The organism is Sphingomonas sp. SP4, assembly GCF_058313375.1.
The window spans coordinates 786,280-800,821 of sequence record NZ_JBZFLE010000002.1; the positions used below are offsets into that span (position 1 = coordinate 786,280).

A 14,542-nucleotide genomic window follows, 5' to 3' on the forward strand; every position below is an offset into this window, starting at 1 on the left:
AATCAACCCTCGCGGGTCACCGTGAAGCCTGCCCAGCTCTGACTCACCGGCATCAGCTCGATGGTGTTGATGTTCATATGCGGCGGCAGGTTGGCGAGCCACCAGAATAGGTCGGCGAGGTCCTCGGCAGTCATCGGGTCCATGCCCGAGTAGAGCTTGTCGGAGGCCTCCTTGTCCCCGCCGGTGCGGACGATCGTGAACTCGGTCTCGGCCATGCCAGGCTCGACCGAGGTCACCCGAACGCCGGTGCCGGCGAGGTCGCAACGCAGATCTAGCGAGAACTGGCGGACGAACGCTTTCGTCCCGGCGTAGACGGCCCCGCCCTTGTAGGGATAGGTTCCAGCAACCGATGATAGGTTGATGATTTGGCCCTTGCGCTCGACCAGCTTCGGCAAGAGCGCGCGGGTTAGCGCGACCAGGCCCACGATATTGGTGTCGATCACTTCTTCGATCCGGTCCCAGTCTGTGTCAGGCAGCGGATCTGTCGGCGGCGCGAGGCCCGCATTGTTGAGCAGGAGGTCGATCTCTCCCCACGGCGCGGAGAGTTTGGCTAGGCTCTCGACCGCATCGCGATCCCGCATGTCGATCTCGAGCGGCAAGAACGCATCTCCCAGCTCGTCCTGCAGCTCGCGCAGCCGTTTCGCCCGCCGTCCCGTCCCAATCACATTCCAACCGCCGCTAACGAAGCGCTTGGCTGCAGCTCGCCCGAATCCAGCCGTGGCGCCGGTGATGAGGACAGTCTTGGTCATGGTCTTCCTTCGATCTGCATGCGGGCTGCGACGAGCTCGTCGGCCTTTACGCCAATCGCCTCCGAAACCGAGAGCAAATCAGGCTCATGCGCCTCGAGAAAGTCGATGAGTGCCACCAGCAGGCGTGGATCGTCCGCCTTGGCGCGCAGTTCGTCTGTCTCGATTCCGGTCAGGTCCAGGAACCGTTGCGCACGCCGTTCGTCGGAGAGCGTCGCGGCCAAAGCGGAAAGCGCCATGGCATAGGGGTCGGTTGGTATTGGTCGAATCACGCCCTACACGCATCACATAAGGTGGAAGGAAACAGCTTGGCCAAGATCCTGATCGTCGAGGACAATGCGCTGAACATCAAGTTGTTCTGCGACTTGCTCGCGGCACATGGCCATGAGCCTGAAGCAGTGACCGACAGCCGAAATGCGCTCGATGCCGCGCGAGGCTTTCACCCGGACCTGGTGATCACGGACATCCAGCTTCCTCACGTTAGCGGGCTCGACCTCATCCGCTTGATCAGGGCAGACGAGGAGCTGGCGCCCACGCCGATCATGGCGGTGACGGCTTATTCCACGACTGAGGACGAAGAACGGATTCGGGCCGCGGGTGCGCAGGCCTATGTGTCGAAACCGATTTCAGTGATGCGCTTCGCGGAAACCGTAGAGCAGCTGCTCAAGGCCGGGCGCGGGGATGCTCAGGGAGAAGCGGCGGATCCGCTGTTCACGCCGAACGAATCGGAAGACGCCCCCGGACCAACGGAGGCCGGAGGCGAAGAAGGCTGACGGCGCGGCAGAGCCGCGGTCGGCTTACTTGATCTTGGCTTCCTTGAACTCGACGTGCTTGCGCGCGACCGGGTCGTACTTTTTGAAGCTGAGCTTCTCGGTCTGAGTGCGCGGATTCTTCTTCGTCACGTAGAAGAAACCGGTGTCGGCGCTGCTGACGAGCTTGATCTTGACGGTTGCCGGCTTGGCCATCGGGCAAGTCCCAAATGCTAGAAAAAAGAAAAGCGGCCTGCCGCCGCTCACGTGTGGCGCCAATGACGCAGCGTCGCTGAATTGTCAACCGACGCAACGCTGTAACCTCGCCTTAACCCAGTTGGGCGAACCTCCGTTAAATCAGGAGGGAACGTCCATGGCTACCGATCCGCTCGCCAAGGTGAGGAACGAGGTCGGCCTGCGCGTGGCCGAGATCCGTGAAGCCGGACCACGCCTCTCTCCTCTCGACATGCACGCCAAGATGGACGCGATTCGCCGGCTCGCGGCCGTGAATGGGCTTGCCGCGCTGGAAGGGCTCGCACGCCATTCCGCCCAGTTGGCCCTTCTCCCGGGCCACCGCGTCGCAATGAAATGTTGCCTCGAACATGTCGACGAAGCGCTGAATAGCGATTCCGACGGCGACTGCACTGCGATCCTCGCCGCCATGGCGATTCGCCTGCACTGATCGCCGCTAGCGCCTCGGGCGGAGCTCGATCACCCAAAAGTCCGGCGCCGCACCAAGCCTGAGCGGCAGGATGCTCGTTCCCAGACCCGCCGACACGATCAGCGTCCTTCCATTCTCGTCGATCCGACCGCAGGCATAGCGTTCGCCATAGTCGGACATGGTTGAGACCGCTCCGATCAGCGGCAGCCGGATCTGTCCGCAATGAGTGTGTCCGGCCACTGTGAGCGCGACATCCGACGGAACCTGCGGGAAGATGTCGGGGCTATGGCTGAGAAGAACGAACGGCCGACCTTCCGAGCGCATCCGCGGAAGGGTTCGGCCGAGCTGATCGTTGCCGGTGTAGGGATCGTCAACCCCGCCGATCGTTAGGGGCCCTATGCGCACGGCATCGTTGTCGAGCACGCGAATCCCAGCTTGGCGGAGCTTCGTCCGGATCGCGATGGCGTCGCGCCAATGATCGTGATTGCCCAGCACGGCGACTGTCCCAAGCCGCGACCGGAGGCCACTGAGAGGAGCGATCGCATCGGACACGCTGTAGATGCGAGTGCTCGATCTCTTGTCGCTGACGAAGTCGCCCGCGATCAGCACGAGATCGGGCGACGTAGCATTGACCAGATCGACGATATGCCGAAGCCGTGAGGGGGGCATGTCCGGTCCGCCGACGTGAATGTCCGACAAGAGCACCAGCCGCAGCGGCTCGCTCAGTCCGGGGACCTCCAACTGGGCCTTGCGTACTATCGGGTCGGAAGTCGCCTCCCGATACATCCACGCGAGCAAAGCAACCGCGCCGAGCAACAGAACTAAGAACCAAGCAGCAATCTTGCGAAACGCGCGTTTACTGCCGAACTGCTGATCCATGCGCGCTTTCTCGCAACTTCTGGACGATCTCGTCTACACGCGTTCGCGCAACACCAAACTGCAGCTCATCGGTGATTATCTGAAGGAGACGCCGGACCCCGACCGCGGCTACGGCCTGGCCGCGCTCACCGGCACGCTCGACATCCCGCACGTGAAACCCGCAGCCATTCGCGGCCTGGTGGAAGAAACGATCGATCCGGTACTCTTCTACATGAGCCGCGACTATGTCGGGGACACGGCCGAGACCGTTTCGCTGCTTTGGCCCAAACGTACTGGCGAACCCTCCGAGATCGACGACGCCACGATCCGCATTACGGACGCCATCGACCGTCTTCGATCATCGTCCAAGCTGGAGGCGCCGCGGGTGCTCGCATCGATGCTCGATCACCTTGATGCATCGGGCCGCTATGCGCTCCTGAAGCTTGCGCTCGGCGAACTCCGCGTCGGGATCAACGCGCGATTGGCGAAGCAAGCGCTGGCACAGGCGTTTGGCCTGGAAGTCGAGGCGGTCGAAGAAGTGTGGCACGGCTTGCGCCCGCCTTTCACGGAACTGTTCGACTGGGCCGAGGGGCGGGGCGAGCAGCCCACCGTGCGCGACGTCCCGGTTTTCCGGCCCTTCATGCTCGCCCATCCCCTCGACGACACGAAGATCTCGCTCGACGATTATGCGGCCGAGTGGAAGTGGGACGGCATCCGCGTTCAGCTGGTCCATGCATGGAACGAAACTCGGCTCTACAGCCGCACCGGCGACGACATCTCCGGCAGCTTTCCCGACGTCGCGCAAGCATTCCGGACGCCTGCCGTCCTGGATGGCGAGCTGCTCGTTCGAGGCGAGGCTCAGGGCTCCGGGCTCGAAGTCGAATCGGCCGCCAGCTTCAATGCCCTCCAACAAAGGCTGGGCCGGAAGAACGTCAGCCAAAAGATGCTTGGCTCCTATCCGGCGTTTGTCCGGCTCTACGACATTCTCTTCGATGGCGAGGAGGACCTGCGGGAGCTTCCTTGGGAACAGAGGCGTGTCCGCCTGGAGCAGTTCGCAGAAAAGCTCGACCCAGAACGGTTCGACATCTCCCAACTGATCGACGCCGAGAATTTCGAGCAGCTCGAAGATCTCCGCGCCGGTGCCCGCGATGTCGCCATCGAAGGGATCATGCTCAAGCGCCGCGACAGCCCTTACGTCGCCGGTCGCCGCACCGGTCTCTGGTACAAATGGAAGCGTGATCCGCTGACTGCCGACTGCGTGCTGATGTACGCCCAGCGTGGGTCCGGCAAACGCTCGAGCTATTACAGCGACTACACCTTCGGCTGCTGGAACGAGGGAGGCGAGTTGCTTCCCGTGGGCAAAGCCTATTTCGGCTTCACCGACGAAGAGCTTCGCTGGCTCGACCGCTGGATCCGCGCCCATACCATCCAGCGCTTCGGTCCGGTTCGCGAAGTCGAGAAGAGCCTCGTCCTCGAAGTTGCCTTCGATTCGATCCACCCCAGCGGTCGGCACAAGTCCGGCCTAGCCATGCGCTTCCCCCGCGTCAGCCGCATCCGCACCGACAAGCCTGCGAACGAGGCCGATCAGATCTCCACGCTTCAGTCACTGGTAACTTGAAGCGGAGCCCCGAGCCGTTAAGCCTTGCCGCTTCAGGTTGGAGGGGGCTTCATGATCAGACATATGCTCGCGAGTGCTGCGGCGCTCGTTGCTGCCAGTGCGGCAAATGCCGAAACTTATGCGATCCAGGCGGGTCGCCTGATCGTCGATGCCGCGCAGCCTGCCCGGGGTGCATCCACCGTTATCGTTGAGAATGGGCGGATCGCTCGGATCGAGAATGGCTTCACCGCGCCTTCGGGCGCTACGGTGGTCGATGAGCGCGGCCGCACAGTATTGCCCGGCATGACCGACGTCCACGTCCATCTCACCGGCAACAGCGGCGAGCCCTGGTACATCGGCTACACGCAATCTCGGTCGAACCCCTATGCGGCGACCGTTGGGCTGACGCACGCGCTGGAAATGGCCCGTGCAGGCTTCACCACCGTTCGTGATTTGGGCGGCAACACGGCGGCTGTTATCGCCATGAGAGACGCCGTGGGTGAGGGGCGCTTTCCGGGACCCCGAATCAAGGTTTCGGGCGATCCGCTCTCGATCATCGGCGGTCACGCTGATCCCGCCACGGCCCTGCCGCCCGAGCTCGCAGCAGCCGTGAATGAGGCCCACATGACCGAAGGCGTCTGCACTGGCGCCCAGCAATGCCAGGAGGTCGTGCGCAAGCTCGCAGCCGCTGGCGTGGACGTGATCAAGGTCATGGCGACGGGCGGCGTGCTCGATCCTGGGGCGATGGGTCTCGAGCAGCACTTCACCGATGAGGAACTGAAGGCGATCGCCGACATGGCGCATTCGCTCCACCTCAAGGTCGCGGCCCACGCGCACGGCGCTCGCGGGATCGAGGCCGCGGCAAATGCCGGCATCGATTCGATCGAGCACGGCACATTCCTCGACGAGGCAGGCGCCAAGGCCATGAAGGCCCACGGCACTTACTATTCGGGGACGCTGATGGCCTTCACGGGCGTTCAGTCGATCATGGGCAGCGGCAAGCTGACACTCGAAATGGAAGCTAAAGCCCGCCAAACCTTCGCTGTCTGGGGCAAAGGACTGAACCTGGCCTACCGCAGCGGGGTGAAGATCGCGCTCGGGACTGACAGCGCTGTCGCGCCGCACAAGGACGCGAACAAAGAAGTCGCGCTGATGGTCACCAAGGGAGGGATGACTCCGCGGGACGCGCTCGTCGCTGCAACCAAGGGCGGCCCGGACCTCATGGGGATCTCCAACGTGACTGGCACGCTCGACCCGGGCAAGTCAGCCGACCTGATCGCCGTCGATGGAGACCCGCTGACCGATCCCAATGCGGTCCAGCACATCGCTTACGTCATGGTCGAAGGTCGACCGATCCCGATGAACTGAGGGCAAAGGAAAAGGGCCGGCGAATCACTCCGCCGACCCTTCCGCCCCCAAAATTGGTTTGCTTCAGCTGATGGACTGAAGGTTCACTGCAGCGGTCTTGCCGCGGCGATCGACCTCGAGCTCGAACTCGAGTCGGTCGCCTTCGTTGAGCGTCGGGATGCCCGCACGCTCGACAGCCGAGATGTGAACGAATGCATCGGGCTGGCCATCATCGCGCTGAATGAAGCCGAAGCCCTTCATCGAGTTGAAGAACTTGACCGTTCCGCTGGCCTTCTCGCCCGTGAGCTGACGCTGCGGACCACCCGCACCCGCTCCAGCTCCGCCGCCGCTACGTTCGACCGGCATCGGATCGCCTTCGATTCGCAGGTTGGTCGCCGAGATGCGGCCGCCGCGGTCGACGAGCGTGAACTCGAGCGGCTGGCCGTCGGCCAGGTCGGTGAGTCCAGCCTGCTCGACTGCGGAAATGTGAACGAACACATCTTCGCCGCCGTCATCGCGAACGATGAAGCCGAAGCCCTTTTGCGGGTTGAAGAATTTGACGACGCCTTTGCCTTCGCCAACGACCTGGGGAGGCATTCCGCCACCGCCGCCGCCGCGGAAACCACCGCCGCCACCGCCGCGGAAGCCGCCGCCGCCACCGCCGCCGAAGCCGCCGCGGTCACCATAACCGCCGCCTCCGCCGCCGTAGCCGCCACCGCCGCCGAATCCGCCGCGCCCGCCGCCGTAGCCGCCACGCTCTTCGAATCCGCCGCCGGCGAACTCGCCGCCGAAATTATCACCACCGCCGAAATTGTCGCGCTTATCGCGGCCGCGTCCGCCGCGATCCCCCTTGCGCCCTCTGTCGAAACCCATGCTTGTCCAAACTTCCGTGAGCCCGCAATGATTTAGAACCAACGCGCTTGGGCCCCGTGCGCAACCGGTCACAGTGCGCAGATCGCTCACGCACCATTCACACCCTTACCCGAAAAATACTACAGGGCCTAGTGATTGAATCTTCGTAACGGATTCGAGGGGCTGGCAAGGTCCGGGAAACGCGGACTAAAGCAGGTTGAGAGCCCACCCGCAGGAGTATCCATGGCCGTCTATTTCCACGAGGAAGACCTACCGTCGGACGTCAGATTCGCTGACGGACCGATTGCGGTCGATACTGAAGCCATGGGCCTGATTCCCGGCCGCGACCGACTGTGCGTGGTACAGCTGTCCGACGGCAGCGGCAACGAGCATCTCGTTCGATTCCGCCGTGGCAGCGATTATGCCGCTCCCAATCTGAAGGCGCTTCTCAGCGATCCCAATCGCCTCAAACTCTATCATTTCGCCCGATTCGATGTGGGGATCATGCAGGCGTATCTCGGGATCATGGCCGCGCCGCTTTACTGCACACGCACGGCCTCCCGCCTCGTCCGTACCTACACCGACCGCCACGGCCTCAAGGACCTGGTGAAAGAACTGCTGAACGTCGAGATTTCGAAGCAGCAGCAGACGAGCGACTGGGGCGCCGACGAACTATCCGATGCGCAGCGCGAATATGCGGCCAGCGACGTGCGCTACCTCCATGCGCTGAAGGCCAAGCTCGACGAGCGCCTCGAGCGCGAAGGCCGCATGCCGCTGGCGCAGGCCTGCTTCGACTTCCTTCCTGCTCGGGCGCTCCTCGATATCGCGGGTTGGCCCGATCAGGATATTTTCGCACATGACGGCTGATGCCTGACAACAAGAGCTCTACCCGCTCGGGAAAGCAGTTTTGGGCGGAGCCCGGAAGCAACCATGATCGCCTGGTTCGCTGGTCCAAGATCCTGCTTCCTAGCGCCGTGGGGATCCTGATCGCGATCCTCGCCCTCGCGCCGCTTGGGAAACGGGGGGACGTCAGCTTCATCCTCGACAAGAATAAGGTGGAGACCGCGCGCGAACGCATGCGTGTCGATTCGCCCCGCTACACCGGGACGGACGACAAGGGCGAGACTTTCGAAATGACCGCGAATAATGCCATCCAGCACAGTGCCGAAGTGCCAATTGTCGATATCAAAGGCGTCCGAGCGCAGCTCAATCATTCCGACGGGCCGCTGGTGATTGGCGCGAACCAGGGTCGCTACAATCTGGACACCCAGAAGATCGCCATTGACGGACCGGTGAAGGTCGTCGGAGGCGACGGATTCAAGCTCGCGACACGGGACGTCACGGTCGACCTCAAGCAACGCCGCGTCCAGAGTTCAGGCCCTGCTGCCGGAGAAATGCGACTCGGCCAATTCCAGGCGGCTCAACTAAAAGGCGACCTCAACAGTCGAACCGTCGTGCTCGATGGCGGGGCTCGCTTGAAAATCACGCAAGGGGCGGTCAGATGACGTCTGTGCGCTTCGTTGGCATCATCCTTGCAGCTGCCGGTATTGCCGGAGCAGGCGCGGCTTTCGCTCAGGTGCAGCAACAGGGGAACGTGTCGGCTCTCAAGGGCCACAACAGCAACGCCCCCGTCGACGTCACGGCCGACCGGATCGAAGTTCAGGATCGTGCGGACAGAGCCCTCTTCATCGGCAACGTCCATGCCACGCAGGCCGAGCTGACCCTCAACACGGAGCGGCTGACCGTCGCTTATTCGAATAAGCCCGGCGCCGGCGGCGCGAGCGGCAGCGGCGTGCAGATCCATCGTCTGGATGCGGCGGGCGGAGTGACCGTCCAAAGCCCTTCTGAGACAGCAAAGGGCGATTTCGGTATCTACGATCTCGACCGGAAGCTGATCACGATCATCGGCAACGTCCGACTGACTCAGAAGCAGAATGTGGTCCAGGGTCAGCGCTTGGTGATCAATCTCGACACCGGCCGCGCCGTGGTCGATGGCGGACCCCCGGGCGTGAACTCCAGTGGCGGTCGCGTCACAGGTCACTTCACCGTTCCACAGAAGAACGGAAGCTGAGCCCTCCCATGAATGAAGCCGCGCCTTTCCCACGGCCCTCCGCCGAAGCGCGGCAGGGGGTGGACGGGCTAGAGGTCCGGTCGATCGCCAAGGCCTACGACCGGCGCGCGGTGCTTCACGACGTCTCGCTGGACGTGCACCGGGGCGAGGTCGTCGGGCTTCTCGGGCCAAACGGCGCCGGCAAGACGACCTGCTTCTATTCGGTCATGGGGCTGGTGAAGCCGGACAGCGGGCGAATCTTCCTCGACCGCGAGGACATCACCGACCTGCCGATGTACCGGCGCGCGATCCTCGGACTTGGCTATCTGCCGCAGGAAACGTCGATCTTCCGCGGGCTGAGCGTCGAGGACAACATCCTCGCCGTCCTCCAGGTCTCGGAGGCCGATCCGCAGGTCCGCAGGAACAGGCTGGAGCAGCTTCTAGACGAATTCGGGCTGACCGGCCTCCGCGAATCGGCTGCAATGGCCTTGTCAGGCGGCGAGCGTCGCCGGTGCGAAATCGCTCGCGCTTTGGCCGCTAACCCGTCGATCATGCTGCTGGACGAGCCGTTTGCCGGCATCGACCCCATCTCCATCTCCGATATCCGCGATCTCGTGAAAGAGCTGAAGCAGCGGGACATCGGTGTGCTGATCACCGACCATAATGTTCGCGAGACGCTCGACATCGTCGACCGGGCCTGCATCATTTACGACGGTCAGGTGCTGTTTGCTGGTACTCCCGATGCGTTGGTCGCCGACCCAGAGGTCCGGCGCCTTTACCTCGGCGAGAGCTTCGCCCTGTAGCGAGGCTTTATGGGTCTCGGGCCCTCTCTAAGCATTCGCCAGACGCAGCAGCTGGTCCTCACGCCCCAGCTTCGCCAGGCGATTCAGCTACTTCAGCTCAGCAACCTCGAGCTGGAATCCTTCATTGCCGAAGAGCTTTCGAAGAACCCGCTTCTAGAAGCGCAGGCCGGTGAGAGTGATGCTGACGCGCCTGCCGCCGTCGATTTCGGCGAAGAGGTGGAAGGCGACGATGCGCCCGACGACCCGGGAGCGGACGATCTCATCCGCGGCCAGGCCGACGACGACCGGCCGCTCGACGTCGATTGGACCGCCGAGGCGCTGGAAACGGACAGTTTCGCTGACGTCGTGACGTCATCTGGTGGCGAAGAAGCCTTTGATTTCGAACGGGTTCAATATTCTGCCGCCTCACTGTCCGAGCATTTGCTCGACCAGCTTCACGGCGTCTCCGGCCCCGAAGGCGATCTCGCGCGGATCATCGCCGAAGCGCTGGATGAGACGGGTTATCTGACAATTCCACTGGACCAGATCGCCGAACTGTCTGGCGCTTCGCTTGAGGTCGTCGGGAAGGCGCTTGAGCTTGTTCAGGGGCTCGAGCCAGCAGGCGTCGGCGCCCGCTCGCTGTCCGAATGCCTCGCGCTGCAGGCCAGGGCCGTCGACCGGTACGATCCGGCCATGGCGCGGCTGATCGACAATCTCGAACTGCTGTCCAAGGGCCGAACCAACGACCTCAAGCGGATCTGCGGGGTCGACGACGAAGACCTCGCAGACATGATCCGCGAGCTTCGCTCCTACGATCCCAAGCCTGGATGCCAGTTCTCAACCTCGGCAGCGGAGGATGTCACTCCGGACGTGTTCGTCCGTCAGACCCGCGGCGGCTTCGCAGTCGAGCTAAACCAGGCGACGTTGCCCCGGCTGCTGGTCAATCGCCGCTACTATCAGGAGCTCAAATCGGGCCCGCAGGACAAGGCTTCGCGGGCCTGGCTCAGCGAGTGTCTGCAGAGCGCGAGCTGGCTGGTGAAAGCTCTCGACCAGCGGGCACGGACGATCGTCAAAGTCGTCTCCGAAATTGTGAAGCGGCAGCAGGGATTCTTCGAACGTGGCGTGTCGGCGATGAAGCCGTTGACGTTGCGAGAAGTGGCCGAAGCGATTGGAATGCACGAATCCACGATCAGCCGCGTTACGTCGAACAAATATCTGCTGTGCGATCGGGGGCTGTTCGAGCTGAAATACTTCTTCGGCTCCGGCGTCGCTTCCGCTGAAGGCGATGGCGCTGCCGCCGAAGCGGTGAAGGCCGGGATCCGCGACATCATCGAACATGAGACCGAAGTCCTGAGCGACGACGCGATTGCAGCAATGCTGAAGCAGCGCGGCTTCGACTGCGCTCGTCGGACCGTGGTCAAATACCGAGAGGCGATGGGGATCGGATCGTCTATCCAACGGCGACGGATGAGGAAGATCGCCGGCTAGGCCGAAAGGCGCGCCCAGATCGGAAGGTGGTCGGACGCGCGCCGTGCCGTCGCACTCATATGGACGCCGGCAGCTTCGATGTTCAGCTCCCTTGCGACGATGATGCGGTCGAGCGTCGCTACCGGGTGGCGGGCATGGAAGCTCGGTCCCGTCGGTGCGATCTGGAACTCGCCGTTGAGGTCCCGGAGACAGCCCGCTTCAGTGCGCCACTCGTTGGTGTCGCCCATCATCACCGTCGGCATCTTGTGAGGCCGCTGGGCGATGGCTTCGAGGATCGCTCGCATTTGGCGCCGACGCCACAGGCCGGAGAGGTCGAGGTGCATGCCCACGACCCGCAGAGGTTTCTCGTCGATCAGCAGTTCCGCAATCACGGCGCCGCGCGGCTCCAAGGTCGGCAATTCTAACGCCGCGCAATCGAGCACGCCGATGTGCGGCTTCACCAGGATGGCATTGCCGTGCCAGCCGATGTTGCGCGTGTTGACCTTGAGGATGCGGTCGGTGTGCTGCCGAGCCTTGTCGAACACGCGCTTGTGTCGGACCCCGAGGTGCACCGGACGATAAAGGCCGTGGCTGTCGATCAGCTCGTGCGGCACGGTAGAGCCGCGCCCGCCGATGCGACGGTCGGCCTCCTGGAGCGCGACGATGTCGGCGTCGATTTCCTGAAGGACCTTGAGCACGCGATGGGGGTCGCGGCGGCCGTCGAGGCCAACCGCCTTGTGCATGTTGTAGCTGGCGAGAGTGATCGTCTGGCCGTTGCTCACAACAGCGCCAATAGCCATTGCTGCTGAATAGTTCCTAGACGTCCAGGTTGGCGACGCTCAGCGCGTTGTCCTGGATGAACTCGCGGCGCGGTTCGACAACGTCGCCCATCAGCCGGGTAAAGATCTCGTCGGCGACGTCCGCCTGCGAAATCTCGACTCGGAGCAACGAGCGGTTGGCCGGGTCGAGTGTGGTCTCCCACAGCTGCTCGGCATTCATCTCGCCAAGACCCTTGTAGCGCTGGATCGAAAGACCCTTGCGCCCCGCCGCCAGAACGGCGTCGAGCAGTTCCGACGGACGAGTGATCGTCACCGGCTTGCCCTTGGTGTCGGCTTCGGCCTGCTCGGCCGCTTCCTCGCCTTCGCCCGGTCCGACCTCAGCTTCTTGCTGAACCGCCGCACCCTTCTTCAACGTGCGCAAAGTCGAAGGCTTGGCGTAGGTCGCCGCCTGTTCCTTGGCGAGCGCGTCGAGCTTCCGCGCTTCGGCGGAAATCAGGAACGTCGGCTCGATTATGTGAGCGTCGGTCACGCCCCGCCACAGGCGCTTGAGCAGATAGCCGCCCTCCGCAGCGACTTCGCCCGACCATGTCGCCTCGGGATCACTGGCACCAAGCCACTCCGCGACCTTAGCCACAGCAGCGGCCTTGCGAGTCTTATCGAAATCGGCCTGGAGACCGCCGTTGATGGCAATCGCCTCGATCAGCGCCGGATCATATTTCCGCGGCGCGTAACGCATCAGCGTGCGCAAGCGCCGAGCATGGTCGACCAGGGTCTTGAGGTCCTGCCCCGAACGTTGCCCTTCCGAGGTGTCGAGCACCAGCCCTTCGAGACCGGCCTCTTCGAGATAATCGTCGAGCGCCGCATCGTCTTTGACGTAGACCTCCGACCGGCCGCGGCTGACTTTGTACAGCGGCGGCTGGGCAATGAAGAGGTGACCGTTCTCGATCAGCTCCGGCATCTGCCGGTAGAAGAAGGTCAGCAGCAACGTACGGATGTGCGCACCGTCGACGTCGGCGTCCGTCATGATCACGATCTTGTGATAACGCAGCTTCTCGAGGTTGAATTCTTCCCGGCCGATCGACGTGCCGAGCGCCTGGATCAGCGTCCCGATTTCCTTCGATCCCAGCATCCGGTCGAAGCGCGCACGCTCGACGTTCAGGATCTTGCCCTTCAGCGGCAGGATCGCCTGGTTGTGACGGTTGCGGCCCTGCTTGGCCGAGCCGCCTGCCGAGTCACCCTCGACCAGGAACAGTTCGCTAAGCGCCGGATCACGCTCTTGGCAATCGGCCAACTTCCCAGGCAGCGAGGCGATTCCAAGCACCGACTTGCGGCTAGCCTCGCGCGCCTTGCGCGCGGCTTCGCGGGCGGCGGCGGCGTCAATGATCTTCTGGATGATTGCCCGGGCGTTAGCCGGATTTTCTTCCAGCCATTCGCTCATCTTGTCGCTCATCAATGCTTCGAGCGGCTGGCGGACCTCCGAGCTGACCAATTTGTCCTTGGTCTGCGAGCTGAACTTCGGATCCGGCAGCTTGACGGACACGATCGCCGTCAGGCCTTCACGCATGTCCTCGCCGGTCAGCGTGACCTTTTCCTTTTTCAGCATGCCGGACTTTTCGGCATAATTGTTGATCGTGCGGGTCAGGGCCGCGCGGAACGCAGCCATATGCGTGCCGCCGTCGCGCTGCGGGATATTGTTCGTGAACGGCAGGACGTTCTCGTAATAAGAATCATTCCATTCGAGCGCGACGTCGATGCCGATTCCGTCGCGCACCGCGGAGATGGCGATCGGGTCCGGGAACAGCGCCGTCTTGGCGCGGTCGAGATACTTCACGAACGCAGCGATGCCGCCCTCGTAATAAAGCTCGTGCTCGACCCGCTCCTCATGCCGTGCATCGGCGAGAATCATGCGGACGCCGGAGTTGAGGAAGGCAAGCTCGCGGTAGCGATGCTCCAGCCGTTCGAAGTCGAACTCGGTGATCTTGAAGGTTTCGGGGCTCGGCAGGAACGTAACACGCGTGCCCTTCTTGCCCTCCGGCGCGGGGCCGACGACCTTAAGCGGCGCTTCGGCGTCGCCGTGACGGAAGCGCATGAAATACTCTTCGCCGTCCCGCCAGATGGTCAGGTCCAGCCATTCCGAGAGCGCATTGACGACCGAAACGCCGACGCCGTGGAGGCCGCCTGAGACCTTGTAAGCATTGTCGTCGCTGGTGTTCTCGAACTTACCGCCGGCGTGAAGCTGGGTCATGATGACCTCGGCGGCCGACACGCCCTCTTCGGGATGGATGCCGGTCGGAATGCCGCGGCCATTGTCCTCAACGGTGACGGATCCGTCCGGGTTGAGCTGGATCAGGATGCGGTCGCAGTGACCGGCGAGCGCCTCGTCGATCGCGTTGTCGCTGACCTCGAACACCATGTGGTGGAGGCCGGAGCCGTCGTCGGTGTCCCCGATGTACATGCCGGGACGCTTGCGCACCGCATCGAGGCCCTTGAGGACCTTGATGCTGTCTGCGCCATAAGAATTCTGGTTGGGGTCGGTTGCCATAGTACAGATATAGGGATTCCGGGAGGGAAGTCACGCGCGCGCACATGCGCACGCGCGTGAATCCAAATGTTCAATCTTCACTGATCTTCGCAGTGACGAGCATCGGCGCGAG

The 14,542-nt window shown here is 63.1% G+C and carries 15 protein-coding genes and 1 pseudogene; 9 read left to right on the forward strand and 7 right to left on the reverse strand.

What is annotated here, in order from left to right; genetic code table 11:
• Positions 1-2: 2 nt before the first annotated feature.
• Both AC4GYV_RS13280 and AC4GYV_RS13285 read right to left on the reverse strand, forming a co-directional pair.
• Complete coding sequence (locus AC4GYV_RS13280) at positions 3-749, reverse strand: SDR family NAD(P)-dependent oxidoreductase (RefSeq protein WP_491101174.1); 747 nt, start codon at positions 747-749, stop codon at positions 3-5.
• On the reverse strand, positions 746-1,018 hold the full coding sequence (locus tag AC4GYV_RS13285; protein WP_491101175.1) for a DUF3572 family protein: 273 nt from the start codon (positions 1,016-1,018) through the stop codon (positions 746-748). The genes AC4GYV_RS13280 and AC4GYV_RS13285 overlap by 4 nt, the downstream gene beginning before the upstream one ends.
• 45 nt (positions 1,019-1,063) lie before the next feature.
• On the opposite strand from AC4GYV_RS13285, the pseudogene AC4GYV_RS13290 reads away from it, so the two are divergent.
• Positions 1,064-1,411 (forward strand): annotated as a pseudogene (locus tag AC4GYV_RS13290) (response regulator); the annotation flags it as partial.
• Positions 1,412-1,543: 132 nt separating this feature from the next.
• Here AC4GYV_RS13290 and rpmG read toward each other — a convergent pair.
• Positions 1,544-1,711, reverse strand: coding sequence for a 50S ribosomal protein L33 (rpmG, locus tag AC4GYV_RS13295; protein WP_491101176.1), 168 nt, complete (start codon positions 1,709-1,711; stop codon positions 1,544-1,546).
• A 157-nt stretch (positions 1,712-1,868) separates the two neighbouring features.
• Between rpmG and AC4GYV_RS13300 the strand changes: the two genes are divergently transcribed.
• Positions 1,869-2,177, forward strand: coding sequence for a hypothetical protein (locus AC4GYV_RS13300; protein WP_491101177.1), 309 nt, complete (start codon positions 1,869-1,871; stop codon positions 2,175-2,177).
• Positions 2,178-2,183: 6 nt separating this feature from the next.
• On the opposite strand, the gene AC4GYV_RS13305 is transcribed toward AC4GYV_RS13300, so the two are convergent.
• A complete protein-coding gene (locus AC4GYV_RS13305) occupies positions 2,184-3,035 on the reverse strand; it encodes a metallophosphoesterase (protein ID WP_491101178.1) in 852 nt (283 codons plus the stop codon).
• Between AC4GYV_RS13305 and AC4GYV_RS13310 the strand changes: the two genes are divergently transcribed.
• Complete coding sequence (locus AC4GYV_RS13310) at positions 3,034-4,632, forward strand: cisplatin damage response ATP-dependent DNA ligase (protein WP_491101179.1); 1,599 nt, start codon at positions 3,034-3,036, stop codon at positions 4,630-4,632. The two genes, AC4GYV_RS13305 and AC4GYV_RS13310, sit on opposite strands and share 2 nt — an antisense overlap.
• A gap of 51 nt (positions 4,633-4,683) precedes the next feature.
• Entirely contained in the window at positions 4,684-5,979 is a 1,296-nt protein-coding gene (locus AC4GYV_RS13315; protein ID WP_491101180.1) for a metal-dependent hydrolase family protein, read from the forward strand.
• A 63-nt stretch (positions 5,980-6,042) separates the two neighbouring features.
• Here the strand turns inward: AC4GYV_RS13315 and AC4GYV_RS13320 are convergent, their stop codons facing one another.
• Positions 6,043-6,831, reverse strand: coding sequence for a cold-shock protein (locus AC4GYV_RS13320; protein WP_491101181.1), 789 nt, complete (start codon positions 6,829-6,831; stop codon positions 6,043-6,045).
• Between the two features lie 222 nt (positions 6,832-7,053).
• Between AC4GYV_RS13320 and AC4GYV_RS13325 the strand changes: the two genes are divergently transcribed.
• From AC4GYV_RS13325 to rpoN, 5 genes are read left to right on the forward strand one after another with little or no spacing between them, the layout of a single operon-like run.
• Positions 7,054-7,677: a ribonuclease D gene (locus AC4GYV_RS13325; RefSeq protein WP_491101182.1), complete on the forward strand. Its 624-nt coding sequence runs from the start codon at positions 7,054-7,056 to the stop codon at positions 7,675-7,677.
• Entirely contained in the window at positions 7,677-8,315 is a 639-nt protein-coding gene (lptC, locus tag AC4GYV_RS13330) for an LPS export ABC transporter periplasmic protein LptC (protein ID WP_491101184.1), read from the forward strand. Before AC4GYV_RS13325 ends, lptC begins: the two co-directional genes overlap by 1 nt.
• Positions 8,312-8,881, forward strand: a complete 570-nt coding sequence (locus AC4GYV_RS13335; RefSeq protein WP_491101185.1) for an LptA/OstA family protein — start codon at positions 8,312-8,314, stop codon at positions 8,879-8,881. The genes lptC and AC4GYV_RS13335 overlap by 4 nt, the downstream gene beginning before the upstream one ends.
• 8 nt (positions 8,882-8,889) lie before the next feature.
• Complete coding sequence (lptB, locus tag AC4GYV_RS13340) at positions 8,890-9,663, forward strand: LPS export ABC transporter ATP-binding protein (RefSeq protein ID WP_491101186.1); 774 nt, start codon at positions 8,890-8,892, stop codon at positions 9,661-9,663.
• Between the two features lie 9 nt (positions 9,664-9,672).
• Positions 9,673-11,130: an RNA polymerase factor sigma-54 gene (gene rpoN / locus AC4GYV_RS13345; protein ID WP_491101187.1), complete on the forward strand. Its 1,458-nt coding sequence runs from the start codon at positions 9,673-9,675 to the stop codon at positions 11,128-11,130.
• Here rpoN and AC4GYV_RS13350 read toward each other — a convergent pair.
• Together AC4GYV_RS13350 and gyrB are read right to left on the reverse strand one after the other, a co-directional pair.
• A complete protein-coding gene (locus tag AC4GYV_RS13350; protein WP_491101188.1) occupies positions 11,127-11,909 on the reverse strand; it encodes an endonuclease/exonuclease/phosphatase family protein in 783 nt (260 codons plus the stop codon). The two genes, rpoN and AC4GYV_RS13350, sit on opposite strands and share 4 nt — an antisense overlap.
• A gap of 16 nt (positions 11,910-11,925) precedes the next feature.
• The gene (gene gyrB, locus AC4GYV_RS13355) at positions 11,926-14,430 is read right to left on the reverse strand and encodes a DNA topoisomerase (ATP-hydrolyzing) subunit B (RefSeq protein ID WP_491101189.1); all 2,505 of its coding nucleotides are present in this window, start codon (positions 14,428-14,430) and stop codon (positions 11,926-11,928) included.
• Positions 14,431-14,542: the final 112 nt, after the last annotated feature.

Excerpts from the sequence above, each read along its gene's own strand:
- AC4GYV_RS13350 (WP_491101188.1), bottom strand. The coding sequence starts at position 11,909 with ATGGCTATTGGCGCTGTTGTGAGCAACGGCCAGACGATCACTCTCGCC.
- AC4GYV_RS13310 (WP_491101179.1), top strand. The coding sequence starts at position 3,034 with ATGCGCGCTTTCTCGCAACTTCTGGACGATCTCGTCTACACGCGTTCG.
- AC4GYV_RS13335 (WP_491101185.1), top strand. The coding sequence starts at position 8,312 with ATGACGTCTGTGCGCTTCGTTGGCATCATCCTTGCAGCTGCCGGTATT.
- AC4GYV_RS13280 (WP_491101174.1), bottom strand. The coding sequence starts at position 749 with ATGACCAAGACTGTCCTCATCACCGGCGCCACGGCTGGATTCGGGCGA.
- AC4GYV_RS13300 (WP_491101177.1), top strand. The coding sequence starts at position 1,869 with ATGGCTACCGATCCGCTCGCCAAGGTGAGGAACGAGGTCGGCCTGCGC.
- AC4GYV_RS13325 (WP_491101182.1), top strand. The coding sequence starts at position 7,054 with ATGGCCGTCTATTTCCACGAGGAAGACCTACCGTCGGACGTCAGATTC.
- rpmG (WP_491101176.1), bottom strand. The coding sequence starts at position 1,711 with ATGGCCAAGCCGGCAACCGTCAAGATCAAGCTCGTCAGCAGCGCCGAC.
- rpoN (WP_491101187.1), top strand. The coding sequence starts at position 9,673 with ATGGGTCTCGGGCCCTCTCTAAGCATTCGCCAGACGCAGCAGCTGGTC.
- AC4GYV_RS13315 (WP_491101180.1), top strand. The coding sequence starts at position 4,684 with ATGATCAGACATATGCTCGCGAGTGCTGCGGCGCTCGTTGCTGCCAGT.
- AC4GYV_RS13320 (WP_491101181.1), bottom strand. The coding sequence starts at position 6,831 with ATGGGTTTCGACAGAGGGCGCAAGGGGGATCGCGGCGGACGCGGCCGC.
- lptC (WP_491101184.1), top strand. The coding sequence starts at position 7,677 with ATGCCTGACAACAAGAGCTCTACCCGCTCGGGAAAGCAGTTTTGGGCG.
- lptB (WP_491101186.1), top strand. The coding sequence starts at position 8,890 with ATGAATGAAGCCGCGCCTTTCCCACGGCCCTCCGCCGAAGCGCGGCAG.
- AC4GYV_RS13305 (WP_491101178.1), bottom strand. The coding sequence starts at position 3,035 with ATGGATCAGCAGTTCGGCAGTAAACGCGCGTTTCGCAAGATTGCTGCT.
- gyrB (WP_491101189.1), bottom strand. The coding sequence starts at position 14,430 with ATGGCAACCGACCCCAACCAGAATTCTTATGGCGCAGACAGCATCAAG.